This is a genomic window from Azospirillum sp. UENF 312511, from assembly GCF_058780635.1.
This window is the reverse complement of sequence record NZ_JBSNCG010000002.1, coordinates 352502-366117: the sequence shown is the minus strand read 5'-3', so window position 1 is coordinate 366117 and position 13616 is coordinate 352502. Positions and strand designations below refer to the sequence as shown.

At 70.0% G+C, this 13616-nt stretch carries 12 protein-coding genes; 9 read left to right on the top strand and 3 right to left on the bottom strand.

The window, feature by feature from the left end:
• Positions 1-20: 20 nt before the first annotated feature.
• Together ACWPN7_RS10065 and ACWPN7_RS10060 are read right to left on the bottom strand one after the other, a co-directional pair.
• Positions 21-1019 (bottom strand): chemotaxis protein CheB, encoded by a 999-nt coding sequence (locus tag ACWPN7_RS10065; protein WP_459197296.1) that lies wholly within the window; start codon positions 1017-1019, stop codon positions 21-23.
• Positions 1020-1065: 46 nt separating this feature from the next.
• Positions 1066-2085 (bottom strand): chemotaxis protein CheB, encoded by a 1020-nt coding sequence (locus ACWPN7_RS10060; protein ID WP_200776276.1) that lies wholly within the window; start codon positions 2083-2085, stop codon positions 1066-1068.
• Between the two features lie 138 nt (positions 2086-2223).
• Here ACWPN7_RS10060 and ACWPN7_RS10055 point away from each other — a divergent pair, with 138 nt between their 5' ends.
• The 6 genes from ACWPN7_RS10055 to ACWPN7_RS10030 all read left to right on the top strand — a co-directional run bounded on the left by ACWPN7_RS10055 (position 2224) and on the right by ACWPN7_RS10030 (position 10262).
• The gene (locus tag ACWPN7_RS10055; RefSeq protein ID WP_492273264.1) at positions 2224-4158 is read left to right on the top strand and encodes an ATP-binding response regulator; all 1935 of its coding nucleotides are present in this window, start codon (positions 2224-2226) and stop codon (positions 4156-4158) included.
• 148 nt (positions 4159-4306) lie between these two features.
• Entirely contained in the window at positions 4307-4687 is a 381-nt protein-coding gene (locus ACWPN7_RS10050; protein WP_051658753.1) for a DUF2946 family protein, read from the top strand.
• A 214-nt stretch (positions 4688-4901) separates the two neighbouring features.
• Entirely contained in the window at positions 4902-7157 is a 2256-nt protein-coding gene (locus tag ACWPN7_RS10045) for a TonB-dependent receptor (protein WP_492273263.1), read from the top strand.
• A gap of 32 nt (positions 7158-7189) precedes the next feature.
• Positions 7190-8005 (top strand): energy transducer TonB family protein, encoded by an 816-nt coding sequence (locus ACWPN7_RS10040; RefSeq protein WP_459197293.1) that lies wholly within the window; start codon positions 7190-7192, stop codon positions 8003-8005.
• Between the two features lie 118 nt (positions 8006-8123).
• Positions 8124-9224 (top strand): redox-regulated ATPase YchF, encoded by a 1101-nt coding sequence (gene ychF, locus ACWPN7_RS10035; RefSeq protein ID WP_014199815.1) that lies wholly within the window; start codon positions 8124-8126, stop codon positions 9222-9224.
• A gap of 201 nt (positions 9225-9425) precedes the next feature.
• Positions 9426-10262, top strand: a complete 837-nt coding sequence (locus tag ACWPN7_RS10030) for a putative bifunctional diguanylate cyclase/phosphodiesterase (protein ID WP_459197292.1) — start codon at positions 9426-9428, stop codon at positions 10260-10262.
• Here ACWPN7_RS10030 and ACWPN7_RS10025 read toward each other — a convergent pair.
• Positions 10225-10686 carry an NUDIX hydrolase gene (locus ACWPN7_RS10025; protein WP_449229041.1) on the bottom strand — a complete coding sequence of 154 codons (462 nt, stop codon included), beginning with the start codon at positions 10684-10686 and terminating at the stop codon, positions 10225-10227. The two genes, ACWPN7_RS10030 and ACWPN7_RS10025, sit on opposite strands and share 38 nt — an antisense overlap.
• A gap of 97 nt (positions 10687-10783) precedes the next feature.
• Here ACWPN7_RS10025 and ACWPN7_RS10020 point away from each other — a divergent pair, with 97 nt between their 5' ends.
• The 3 genes from ACWPN7_RS10020 to ACWPN7_RS10010 all read left to right on the top strand — a co-directional run bounded on the left by ACWPN7_RS10020 (position 10784) and on the right by ACWPN7_RS10010 (position 13495).
• The gene (locus tag ACWPN7_RS10020) at positions 10784-11719 is read left to right on the top strand and encodes a LysR family transcriptional regulator (protein WP_137117896.1); all 936 of its coding nucleotides are present in this window, start codon (positions 10784-10786) and stop codon (positions 11717-11719) included.
• Between the two features lie 115 nt (positions 11720-11834).
• The gene (locus ACWPN7_RS10015; protein ID WP_459197291.1) at positions 11835-13088 is read left to right on the top strand and encodes an MFS transporter; all 1254 of its coding nucleotides are present in this window, start codon (positions 11835-11837) and stop codon (positions 13086-13088) included.
• 5 nt (positions 13089-13093) lie between these two features.
• Positions 13094-13495 (top strand): hypothetical protein, encoded by a 402-nt coding sequence (locus ACWPN7_RS10010; RefSeq protein WP_459197290.1) that lies wholly within the window; start codon positions 13094-13096, stop codon positions 13493-13495.
• Positions 13496-13616 lie beyond the last annotated feature (121 nt).

Genomic DNA, 13616 nt, shown 5'->3' with positions numbered 1-13616 from the left:
GGCCGCGCATAAAGGGAGAGTCAGAACCGGTCGGGCGCGCCGCCGTTTACGGGGGAAATGGGTGGGCGAATCCACTCCTCGCCCAGGAAGCGGATCAGCACCTCCGCACGCTCGTGCGCTTCGCGCCCGGCTTCCTCCCACCGCTTGGCCGACAGCGCCTGCCCCATGCCCTGCGCCGTCTCCGCAAGGCGCCGGCACAGGGCGGCGCGTTCGTTCAAGGCCCGCAACGCCACCTCGAACGCCTGCTCCATCCTGTGGAGCTGCGCCTCCTCCATGCTGTCGGCGCCGTAGCGGTGGCCGATGTGGCAAGTGAAGTAGGGCAGCGTGTCCACCTTGGTCTCCCGGAGCGCCCCTCCGCAATCCGGGCAGGTCAGGGCGGCCGGCCTGTTCAAATTGTACATGCCTTCCATAGGCGCCTCCTTGGATGCCGCGGGCGGTGCGGCGTCCGCATTGCGTTCCGCGGCCAGCCGGCCGAGCAGCGCACCCATGGCCGCCGCCGGCACGCAGTGATCGACCGCGACGTGGTCGAGCGCGCTGCGCGGCATGCCGGGATACCGCGCGTCCGTGGGGTCCTGCACCATGGCGACGCCGCCCCGCCGCTTGATTTCGGCAAGGCCCGCCGTGCCGTCGTTCAACGCCCCCGACAGCACCACGCCGATGACCGCCGGCCCGCAGGCCCGCGCGGCGGACCGGAACAGCGGATCGACGGCGGGCCGGGTGCCATTCTCGCGCGGTCCGCGCAACAGGCGCAGGCACCGGGGCGCTTCCACCACCAGATGGCAATCCGGCGGCGCCACATGGATGCGGCCGGCGCGGAGCGGCTCCCGGTCGATGGCGTGGCTGGCCGGAAGTGGTCCGGCCCGGTCGAGGATCAATGGCGCCGCGCTGGGCCGGTCGCCGATGTGCAGGACGATGCACACCGCCGCCGGCAGATCGGGCGGCAGGTCCCGGACCAGGGCTTCCAGCGCCTCCAGCCCGCCCGCCGACGCACCGATCACGATCAGGGGGCCATCCGTCATGGGGTCCCAGCCTTTGCCCGTTCCGCATCGGCTGGAGTTCGTCCCATCAATCCTCTCCTTCCTCGGCCAAGCTGCCCGCCAATTCCTGCCCCTGTTTCGACAGCACCTCCTTCAGCATCGCCACGGTCCGCTCGGCCTCCTGCGCCGACCGGGTCCAGTTGGCCTCGACGGTGGGGTGTCCATGCTCGCGGGCGCGCCCGGCCAGGCGCCGGAACATAATGGCACGATCCTGATGGGTGCGCAGGGCGACCCAGATGGCCTGCTCGATCGACTCCCGATGCGACTCGGCCAGCGCCGCGGGGCCGTAGGCGTGGCCGACCTTGCAGCGGAAGCGCAGCAATGGCCCGTCCTCGATCTCCACCAGATTGCCGCCGCAATCGGGGCAGCTCAGCGTGCTCGGCTTGCCGACGGAGGCGGTGAGTTCCGGCACCGCGTCGAACTCGTTCTCCGGGACGCGCGCCTCCATCGCGATGTCGTCGGGAACCGGCACCGGGGGGCCGCAAGGTTCGGCCAGCCGGCGGGCCAGCAGCGCCGGCAGGTCGGACAGCGGGGCGCAGGCGTCCACGGAGACGTTCCGCATGGCGTTGCGCGGCATGTCCGGCCATTCGGCGTCGTCCGGGTCCTGCACCATCGCCAGCCCGCCGCAGCGCTTCACGGCGCGCAGCCCGGCGGTTCCGTCGTCCAGCGTGCCGGTCAGGATCAGCCCCACCGCCCGCACGCCGTAGGCGACCGCCACCGACCGGAACAGCGGATCGATGGACGGCCGGCAGCGGTTCTCCCGCGCACCGCGGCGCACCAGCGCGCAGCCGTTCCTGACGAGCAGATGGTGATCGGGCGGGGCGACGTGGATCCAGCCCTCCCGCACCGGCTCCCCATCCTCGGGATGGAAGGCGGGAAGCCAGCCGGCGCGCGACAGCAGAACCGGCAGCACGCTGTGCGTCGCGCCGATGTGCTGAACGACGAAGACCGTGGCCGTCACGTCGCGCGGCATCCCCGCGAACAGCCTCCGCAAGGCGGTGATACCGCCGGCAGAGGCCCCGATGGCCAGGATATCCCTCTTATCCATGATTAGGGAACAACAGTTTTTGCATGCGTTGTGACAACAGCGTGTTGACCGAGAAATTCCGGCTTTGGTCCTATAACTTTTTCATGCGCGCCGTGTTGTGCGGTCTGTGCAATCATTCGTTCCCAGCGAGGGGGAAGCTTGGACAGATCAGCATCCATCCGCGCGGGGGACGAGACGCGCGAGTCCGAGCGCGACGTGTTGCTCCAGCGCATCGCAGAGCTGGACCGGAGCCTGGAACAGGCCCTGGTGACCGCGGGGGACGCGCAGGAGGAAGCCCGCCTTCTCGCGGCCGACCGGATTCAGATCGAAGAGGAGATCACCGCGCAGCGGCATGAGATCGCCGCGTTGCGCGAACGCCTCATCGCGTCGGAAACCCGCCGGGCGGAGCTGCTCGACGCCCTGGCCGATTCCGACCAGCGCTTGAACACGCTCCGTCGGGACGAAAACCATCTGTCGGAAGAACTCCAGACCTCCTACGAGGAGCTTCAGGTTCTCACCGAGGAGTTGGAGGAGGCCAACGCCGCTCTGGAACAGCGGGTCGAGGAGCGCACGGCCCAGCTCACCGAGAGCGAGCGGCGGTTCCGCACCCTGTTCGAGGCGATGGACGAGGGGTTCCTCCTCGCCGATGTCCTGTTCGACGGCGACCGGCCGGTGGACGTCCTCTATCTGGAGATGAATCCCGCGGCGCGGCGCATGACCGGGGAGGATTTCGTCGGGCGGCGGCTGCGCGAGATCAGCCCGGCCTTCGAGGACCACTGGTACGAGGTGTTCGGCCGCGCGGCGCGGGACGGGGAATCGACGCGGACGGAGCTGTACGCCGGGCCGCTGGAGAAATGGATCAACTTCTACGTCTTCAAGGTCGGTGACCCCGAACAGCGTCGCATCGCCGTGATCTTCCGCGACGTGACCGAGCGCAAGCGGACGCAGGAGCAGCTCAAGCAAGCGAAGGAGACGGCGGAGGCGGCGAACCGGGCCAAGACCAAGTTCCTCGCCGCGGCCAGCCACGACCTGCGCCAGCCGATCCAGGCGGCGGCCCTCTACGCCCATGTCCTGCTCGGGTCGGTCGGCTCTGACCCGATCGCCCAGGAATCGCTCAACCGGCTGAAGGCGTCCATCGACAGCCTGAACGGCATGCTGAGCGGCCTGCTCGACCTGTCCCGGCTGGAGGCCGGCGTCATCGAGGTGTCGGTCAGCGACTTCTCGCCCACGGCCCTGATGACCCGTCTGGCCGAGGAGTTCCGCGGCGTGGCCGAGGCCTCGTCCATCGACCTGCGCTGCCGGCCCAGCCGCCTTGCGGTGTGCACCGACCCGCATCTGCTGGAACGGCTGCTGCGCAACCTGCTGTCCAACGCCATCGCGCACGGCCACTCGAAGGAAACGGGCGCCAAGGGGCGCGTGCTGGTGGGCTGCCGCCGCCGGGCGGACGGGGTGGAGTTCCAGGTGTGGGACAACGGGCCGGGCATCCCCGAGGACGCCCGCGAGGCCATCTTCGAGGAGTTCCGCCAGCTCAACAACCCGGAGCGCAACGCCACCCAGGGCTTCGGGCTGGGACTGTCCATCGTGTCGCGCATCGCCCGCCTGCTGGGAACGGAGGTGACGCTGCGCTCCTGGGTCGGGGTGGGCTCGGTCTTCTCGGTGACGGTGCCCTACGCCCTCAAGCCGGAGGCCGGCGCCGTGGTGGTCCCGGTCGCCAACCGGGAGCCGCGGCTGAAAGGGCGCACGGTGCTGCTGGTGGAGGACGACGAGCAGGTTCGCCGCAGCATGACCATGATGCTGAAACGCTGGGGGCTGCGGGTGGTCGCCGTGTCCTCGGCGGGGGAACTGGCCGCGGCGCTGCCCGGCCTGCGGCGCCCCCATGTGGTGCTGACCGACTACCGCCTGCCGGGCGGCGATTCCGGACGCTCGGTGGTCGAGCTGGTGCGCCAGCGTTGGCCGGTGCCGGGCATCATCATCACCGGCGACACCGCCCCGGAGCGGTTGCGCGAGGCGATGTCGCTCGGCTGCCGCCTGCTGCACAAGCCGGTGCTGCCCGCCGATCTGGCCGGGGCGCTGGGCGAGGTTTTGCCCTCCTGATTTTGCCCTCCTGGGGTTGCGCGCCGGTGCGGGGGTGCGACCAATGGTCCCTTGTTCCTTCGGCTTAGTCCGATTAGCCTAACCCCTTGCTCGGATAAAGGGGTTCGCCCGGAACATGCCGGCTTTGTTTGGAAGCATCGGACGCAGGTTGGGCCGCGCCGCCGTGATGGCGGGCGGGGTCGCTTTGCTTCTGCAGCTTCTCGGCTGGGCCTTCCTGATTCCGGTGGCCAACGCCGCGACCGGCGAAACGGTCATGATCTGCACGCCGCAGGGCATGGCCTCCATCGCCCTCCCCGACGGCCCTCCTCCTGAATCCCTGCTTCCGGACGGCAAGCCCACGCTGTCCATGGGCGAGGACTGCCCGGTCTGCGGGCTGGTCGCCGGCCTCACCGCGCCGCCGCCGCTTCTGACGGTGGTGCTGCCGGTCTCCGTCGTCGCCCACAGCTCCATCGGGCTGCCCGGCCAGCACATCGCCGCCGGCTGGTTCCTGTCGCGGCTGAAAGCCCGAGCACCTCCGGCTCTCGTCTGACCATCCTCGGCACGCGCCCTGTGATCGCCGCGCCCGGCTGTTGAGCCCGGCGGCGCGGCCCTCCCGGCCGTGCCCACCCCATCCCTCACGCCAGCCTTCGCACCGCGACCCGCCGGTCCCGATCCCCTGCGCCGATCGTCGCGCGGATCGACGGCCGGGCGGAACGGCACGGCTGCGTCGATCTTCCCTCGTCCGATTCGAGAACGAGCGCCTTATGATTCGCCTGTCCACCGCCGCCTCCGCGGCGAACGCCCCCCGCTTGTCCAACCGCCTCCTCGCCTCCACCGCCCTTCTGACGGCGGTCCTCGCCGCGCTGAGCGCGCTGCCGGCCCAGGCACAAACCCCGCAGGCACAGATTCCACAGGCCCTGCCCGCCGTCCCGGTCGAGACGGAAACGGCACCCGCCGCCACGGCACCGGAGAAGGGCCTGTCCCGGCCGCTCGGCGCCGGCACGCTCGACGCCGCCGAGATCGCCAGCCGCAAGCTCGCCAGCCCGGACACCGCGGCGCTTCTGCGCAGCCTGCCGGGCGTATCGCTCTACAGCGCGGGCGGCTTCTCCAGCCTGCCGGCGCTGAACGGTCTGGCCGACGACCGCGTGCGCGTCCAGGTCGACGGCATGCCGATGACCGCCGCCTGCGCCAACCACATGAACGCGCCGCTGTCCTACGCCGACCCCGCCGTCATCGGCGCCATCGAGGCCATCGCCGGCGTCACCCCGGTCAGCAAGGGCGGCGACAGCGTCGCCGGCACCGTCTCGGTGACCAGCAAGCCCCCCGTCTACGCCCAGCCCGGCGAGCCCATCCACGGCGAGGGCAGCCTATCCACCGTCTACCGCTCGAACGGCAACGGCACCACCCTGTCCGGCACCGCCACCGCGGCGACCGAGCGTTTCAGCCTGCGCTACACCGGCGCCTGGAGCCGGGCGGACGACTATGAGAACGGCAACGGGGACAAGGTCCGCTCCACCCTCTACAACGTGCAGAACCACGCGCTGTCGGCCAGCGCGCGCAAGGACGGGCACGAGATCACCCTGTCCGGCGGCTACCAGTATTCGCCCTATTCCGGCTTCGCGAACCAGCGCATGGACATGACGCTGAACCGCGGCACCACCCTGAACGGCCGTTACAAAGGCGAATTCGACTGGGGCACGCTGGACGGCCGGGCCTTCTGGCAGCGCACCGTCCACGCCATGAACTTCCTGCACGACAAGGGCGGCGCCGACCGCGGCGGCATGCCGATGAACACGGACTCGCACGAGATGGGCTACGCCGTCTCGGCGGAGATGCCGCTGTCGGCGCAGGACACGCTGCGCGTCGGCAACGAACTGGTCCGCTACCGCATCGACGACTGGTGGCCGCCGGTCGCCGGGGCGGCGATGATGTCGCCGCTGACCTTCGTGAACCTGAACGACGCGCGGCGCGACCGGCTGGGCACCTTCGCCGAATGGGAGAAGCGCTGGACCCCGGCCTGGACCTCGCTGCTCGGCGTGCGCAACGACGTGGTGTGGATGGAGAACGGACCGGTCCAGCCCTACTCCTGGGCCAACCCGATCAGCATGGGCATGGGTATGGGCATGGCGAATCCCGACGCGGCGGCGGGCACGGCCTTCAACCGGGGTGATCGCTCCAAGACGGACGTGAACGTCGACGCCACGGCGCTGCTCCGCTTCGCGCCGTCCGCGTCGGAACGCTACGAGCTGGGCTTCGCCCGCAAGACCCGCTCGCCCAACCTGTACGAGCGGTTCGCCTGGGGCACCGGGGGCATGTCCTCCACGATGATCGGATGGTACGGCGACGCCAACGGCTATGTCGGCAACCCGGACCTGAAGCCGGAGACCGCCTACACGGTCGGCGCCACCGCCGCTTGGCAGGACGCCGAGGCCAAGCGCTGGTCGGTCAAGGTCACGCCCTATTATTCGCACGTCGAGAATTTCATCGACGCCGACCGCATCGGCACCCTGTCGAACGGCTTCGTCCAGCTGCGCTTCGCCAACCACACCGCGGAGCTGTACGGCATCAACGCCGAGGGCCGCAGCATCGTCCACCAGGACGAGCGGCTGGGCGAGTTCACGGTGGGCGCCGTGGTCAGCTACGTCCGCGGCCGCAATCTCGACACCGGACACGACCTCTATCACATCATGCCGCTGAACGGGACGATCGACCTCGGCCACCGGCTGGGCGACTGGAGCAGCGTCCTGGAGTTCCAGATGGTCGGGCGCAAGTCTTTGGTCGATTCCGGGCGGAACGAGCCAGAAACTCCCAGCTACGCCCTGGTCAACCTGCGCACCAGCTACGTCTGGGGCAACCTGCGCGCCGACGTCGGGATCGAGAACCTGTTCGACGCCCACTATTACCTGCCGCTGGGCGGCGTCGATTACGGCGATTTCCGCGCCAGCGGCAACCGCCAGCCGATCGGCGCGCTGGCCGGCATGGGGCGGTCCTTCAACCTCGGCCTGACCATGGCCTTCTGATGATGGAGGCTGGTTGACGAGGCATTCCCGCCTTGCGCGCGATCCGCCTGCATGAGCGTCCCCAGCCGGCCCGCCGGCCGCTGGGGGCGCTCGCCCTGTCCGGGACGCTGCACGCCGGCGTCCTGGCTGTCCTCCTGTCCGCCGCCGGAGCGGCCCCCGGCACGGTCGCGGAGGAGACCGGCGCCGTCAGCCTCAACGACACCATCACCCCGGTGATCGAGGTGATGCTGGTGGCGTCCGAGGCGGACAGCGGCCCGCCGCCGACAGCGGAGCCCGAACCCGAACGCGAGCCGGAAAGCGAGCCGCAGCAGGACACCGCTCCGGAACCGGTCTCGGAACCCGAGCCGGAGGTAGCGCCGGAACCGGTGTCCCCGGCGCTGGAGCCGACCCCGGAACCCGCACCGGAACCGCCCCCTCCCCCGCCGCCCAAGCCGCTGCCGAAGCCGAAGCCGCCCGTCAAGGCGGCGCCGAAACCGCAGACGGCGCCCGGCCCAAGCCCATCACCGACGCCGCCGGCCGAAACCGGAACCGGCCGCAATGCGGCGGCGGTCGAGCCAGTCTCGGCGAGCCGGGGCGCGGTGGTGGACTACGGGGCGCAGGTCTGGGCCTGGATCGGACGGCACAAGCCGGAGAAGGTGGTCGGCGGCGGGCAGGCCACCGTCAAGCTGACCCTCGGCACGGCGGGCGAGGTGCTCGACGCCTCCATCTTGACGTCGAGCGGCGACGAGGCGCTGGACCGGGCGGCCCTGGCCGCGGTGCGCAAGGCGTCTCCCTTCCCCACCCCGCCGCCCGGCCTGACGGCGGAGGACCGCGTGTTCTCCGTGCCCTTCCTGTTCCGGCCGCGGTGACTCCCGCACGCCGGAAGCGGCGCTCAACCCTGCCCACCCCCACTTCCCGTTTGCGCTTTGCGGCTCCACGTAGGATAAAGCGCCCCAATTCCCGAGATTTCCGACGGCGAGCACCCCCATGGGCTTCAATTGCGGCATCGTCGGCCTGCCGAACGTCGGCAAGTCGACCCTGTTCAACGCGCTGACCGCCACCCAGGCGGCCGAGGCGGCGAACTTCCCCTTCTGCACCAAGGAGCCGAACGTCGGCCGCGTCGGCGTGCCCGACCCGCGGCTGGACAAGCTGGCGGCCATCGCCAAGTCGCAGAAGATCATCCCGACCCAGCTCGAATTCGTCGACATCGCCGGCCTGATCCGCGGCGCCTCGAAGGGTGAAGGGCTGGGCAACCAGTTCCTCGCCAACATCCGCGAGGTGGACGCCATCGTCCACGTCCTGCGCTGCTTCGAGGACGACGACGTCACCCATGTGGAAGGCAACGTCGATCCCCTGCGCGACGCCGAGGTGGTCGAGACGGAGCTGATGCTCGCCGACATGGAAAGCCTGGAGCGCCAGCTCACCAGCCTCCAGAAGAAGGCCAAGGGCGGCGACAAGGACTCCAAGATCAAGGCCGATCTGATGGAGCGCGCGCTGAAGGTCCTCCAGGACGGCAAGCCGGCCCGCGTCGTCGAGGTCAGCGAGGAGGAGAAGCCGGTCTTCAAGCAGTTCATGCTGCTGACCGCCAAGCCGGTCCTCTACGTCTGCAACGTCGAGGAGGCCTCCGCGGCCACCGGCAACAGCCTGACCGCCAAGGTTGCCGAGAAGGCCAAGGCCGAGAACGCCGGCATGGTCGTCATCTCCGCCGCCATCGAGGCGGAGGTCGCCCAGCTTTCCGACGCCGCCGAGAAGCAGGAGTTCCTGGAATCCCTCGGCCTGGAGGAGACCGGTCTCAACAAGCTGATCCGCGCCGGCTTCCAGCTTCTCGACCTCATCACCTTCTTCACCGTCGGCCCGAAGGAGGCCCGCGCCTGGACCGTGCGCCGCGGCGCCAAGGCCCCGGAAGCGGCGGGCGTCATCCACACCGATTTCGAGCGCGGCTTCATCCGGGCCGAGACCATCGACTTCGACAGCTACGTCACGCTGGGCGGCGAGCAGGGCGCCAAGGACAACGGCAAGATGCGCCAGGAAGGCAAGGAGTACGTCGTCAACGACGGCGACATCTTCCATTTCCGCTTCAACGTCTGATTGGAATTCCGTTAACCCCTTCCCCTCTGCGAGGGGGAAGGGGTTAACGACCCCCAATCTTATCACCGTTGAGAAATCCGTTAACTCTTTCGTAAAACTGGAAAAACCGCTTAAATACCCCTGAGATATGGTTAACAAGCCTCGCTTCGGCTGTTAAGCCCACTGGAATGGGCGACAACCGAGGGCTGGACCGGAGGGGATATGGCGGTGAACCAGAACGCGACCATCGCGCCGGGTGCCATCGCGCCGGGTGCCGGCACCTTCTCCGACCGCGTGCGCAACGCCATCCGGCATGGCGAGTTGCGCTTGGCCTTCCAGCCGCAGGCCGACACCCACAGCGGGCGGCTGACCGGGTTCGAGGCGCTGTCGCGCTGGCGGCTCGACGACGGCACAGTGATCCCCCCTGACGTCTTCATCCCGATGGCGGAAACCAGCGACGCCATCAACATCCTGGGCGAATGGACGGTGCGCCGCGCCTGCGAGACCGCCGCAGGCTGGATGCAGGACGGCGTCGCCGATGTGCCGGTGGCGGTGAACCTGTCGGCGCGGCAATTGGAAGACCCCGGCTTCGCCCGCACCGTTCTGGGCATCCTCGCCGAAACCGGCCTGCCCGCCGCCAACCTGAAGCTGGAACTCACCGAAACCGCCCTGTTCGAGCACAGCGAGTCCTCGCGCGAGGTGTTGACGCAGTTGCGCGGCGCCGGGGTGCGGCTGGTGCTGGACGATTTCGGGACGGGCTATTCCTCGCTGTCCCTGTTGCGCCGCGTGCCGGTCGAGGCGCTGAAGATCGACAAGCACTTCACCCAGGCGATGGTGCAGGACCGCGACGCCGCCGCCATCGTGCGCGCCATCATCGACCTCGCCCACGCGCTGGGGATGCAGGCGATCGCCGAGGGGGTGGAGACCAACGACGAGCTTCTCTACCTGCGCGCCTACCGCTGCGACCGCATTCAGGGCTATCTGCTGGCCAAGCCCCTGGACACGGCGCAGGTCCCCGACTTCATCCGGCGGCTCGCCGCGATGCCGACAGGCGGATGACCCGCTCCGTCTCGTCCCACTCGGTCAGTTCCGCGGCCTCGTCGATGGTGGCCCAGCGCGCCTCCAGGGCGTCGTCGGCGCAGACCGCCTCGCCCTCCGGGCTCTCCGCCGCCACCTCGACGATGGTGTAGTGGTACTGGACAGCCCCGGCGTCGTCGAGCGTCATGGCGTCCACCACCGTGACCACCTCCGTCGGCACGACGTGCAGGCCGGTTTCCTCCAGCACCTCGCGCACCGCCGTTTCGAACACCGTCTCGCCCACCGACTGGGCGCCGCCGGGCAGGCTCCACTGCCCCATCCGCGGCGGGCGGCCCCGGCGGATCAGCAGGACCCGGTCGCCGCGCCACACCACGGCGCCCACCCCCACCCAGGGACGGTCGGGGTATTCGCGGCCGGAACGGTCGGCGGGGGGTGTGCTGGACATGGCTGCTCCTCGTTGCGCTTGACCCGACGCTAACCCAGGGGGACAGTCGGATACCAGTGGCCAAGAGGCCGAACGAACCGCCGCCCCGGACGCCGCCATGAAGCTCAACGAGATCCGCACCTTCGTCGCCGTGGCCGAGGCCCAGTCGGTGCAGGAGGCCGCGCACCGGCTGGGGCTGACCCAGTCCGCCGTCTCCCGCCTGATCCAGCGGCTGGAGGCGGAGCTTGGCGTGTCGCTGTTCGACCGCCAGACCAAGCCGCTGGCCCTGACCCGCGACGGCGAGATGGCGCTGGCCCACGCGCACCGGGTGCTGAAGGCGACGGACGAGCTGTCGGACGCCTTCGCCGGGGCCGCTCAGCCCCAGGGGCTGCTGCGGCTGGGGGTGGCCCATGTGCTGACGGCCATCGCCGCGCACCATCCGCTGGACCGGCTGCGCGCCGCCTTCCCGGGCCTGACCGTCCGCCTGCATTCGGACTGGAGCACGCCGCTGGTCGAGCAGGTGCGCAACGGCACGCTGGACGGCGCGCTGGTGCTGACCCACGACGCCCAGACGCCGCCCGACGACCTGGACGCCGTCTGCATCTCGCGTGAGCCCGTGCGGGTCGTCGCGTCGGCCGAGCTGGCCGGGCAGCGGGATTGGACGCTGCCGGCGATGAACGCCGTGGGTTGGGTGCTCCAGCCCGACGGCTGCCAGTACCGGACCGCCATGGGCCGGGCGATGGCCCAGCACGGCCCGGCGCTGAACGTCACGGTGGAGGGGTTCGACCAGTCGCTGCTGCTGTCGCTGGTCGCCCGCGGTGTCGGATTCGGGCTGGCCCCGCTGCGGCTGATCGCCCCGACCCTGCACGCCGCCCAGGTGCGGCCGCTGGAGTGTCCGGACTTTGCGCTGACCGTCGCGGTGTGGCTGCTGCGCGGCCGCTTCACCGGGCGCATCGGTCCCGTCTTCGACGTGCTGGAGGACAGTTTGCTGGACCTGCTGCCCCCGGCGGAAGAGGCGCCTTTGCCCCTGCCCTGCCATTCCGCGGCCGAATAACCTTCTTTCCCATTGTGAATTTGATGCACGCCCGGCGCACGCTTATCGTGTGACCCTGATGAGACGCGGGCCAGCGTTGCCGCACCGGCCACAGCCCGCGCCGAGGGAGGATAACTTGGACACCAGCAACCGGGCGGGCGGGGCGCCTTCGCCCCGCTCCTGGCGGACGCCGGGATTCGTCGTCGCCTGCGGCTGCCTGATCGCCATGCTGGCGTTCGGCCCGCGGTCCAGCATGGGCCTGTTCACCGCACCGCTGTCGGAGGCGCACGGCTGGGGCCGCGACGTCTTCGCCCTGTCGATCGCCATCCAGAATCTGGTCTGGGGCATCGGCACCCCCTTCGCCGGCGCGCTGTGCGACCGCTACGGCCCGGCGCTGGTGCTGGGGATCAGCGGCGTTCTCTACGCGCTCGGCCTGGCTCTGATGCCCTACGCCGACACGCCGCTGATGCTGCATCTCAGCTCCGGCCTGCTGATCGGTCTGGGGCTGGCCGGGGCGTCCTTCGGCATCGTCATCGCCGGCTTCAGCCGCATCGTCCCGCCGGAGAAGCGGAGCTGGTCGATGGGCGTCGCCACCGCCGCCGGCTCGATGGGCCAGTTCCTGTTCGCCCCCACCGGCCAAGCCTTCATCGCCGCCTACGGCTGGCAGACGGCGCTGATCCTGTTCGGCGCCTCGATGCTGGTGATTCCGGTGCTCGCCTCCTCCTTCGCTGGGGCGGGCGGGTCGAAGAGCGCGCAGGCCGTCACCGGGGCCGACATCGGCTTCGCCGCGACGATCCGTCAGGCCTTCAAGCATCGCAGCTACGTCCTGCTGGTCACCGGCTTCTTCGTCTGCGGCTTCCAGCTCGCCTTCATCACCACGCACCTGCCGCCCTACCTGACCGCCGCCGGGATCAGCCCCGGCCTCGCCTCCTGGGCGATGGCGCTGATCGGGCTGTTCAACGTGGTCGGCTCCTACATGTCGGGCGTGCTGGGCGGCAAGATGAGCAAGCGCCTGCTGCTGTGCGCCAACTACACGCTGCGCGGCCTGTGCACGGCGCTCTTCATCCTGCTGCCGGTCACCCCGGTTTCGGTGATCCTCTACGCCGCGGCGATGGGCCTGCTCTGGCTGTCCACCGTGCCGCCGACCTCCGGCCTCGTCGTTCTGATGTTCGGCACGCGCTATCTCGGCATGCTCTACGGCTTCGCCTTCCTCAGCCATCAGGTGGGCGGCTTCCTCGGCGTGTGGCTGGGCGGTGTGCTGTACGAGCGCGTCGGCTCCTACGACGTGGTGTGGTGGGCCAGCGTGGCCCTGGCCTTTGCCGCCGCGGTGGTGAACTGGCCGATCGCCGAGAAGCCCGCCCCCGCCCTGGCGGCGGAAGCGAAGGCCTGACGGCCATGACGAACCCGGCGCCCGCCTCCTCTCCTGGTATCGGCCATGGCTTCGCGCTGGCGCTCGGCGCGCTGGCGCTGGTCGTCTGGGCGGTGGTGACGGGGGTGGCGCTGACCCAGGCGGCGCTCAACGAGGAGGACGGCGGCACGGTGCTCGCCGTCTTCCCGCCGGGCACCCCGACCGCCGAGGCCTTCACCGCGGTGGTCCGCGCCGGCGGCCAGCCGGTGCGCCAGACCTGGATCCCCTTCGCCTGGGTCGCCCGCAGCGACGGCCGCGGCTTCGTTGGGCGTCTGAAGGAAGAGGGGGCGGTCACCGCCTACGGCGAGCTGTCGGTCGGCCCGGCGCTGGGCGGCTGCGCGGTGGTCTCGCTGGACGACAAGCGCCCGGTCGGCTTCCAGTTCAAGTGACGTCACAAACCCGTCATCAAGCGGTAACGGGACCGCAGTTCGGCTATTGACAACCCCCGCAAGGAAGAGCAGGCTACCTCTCAGAGCAACACTGGTTGAGGTGAAGACGCGGTGGACACCG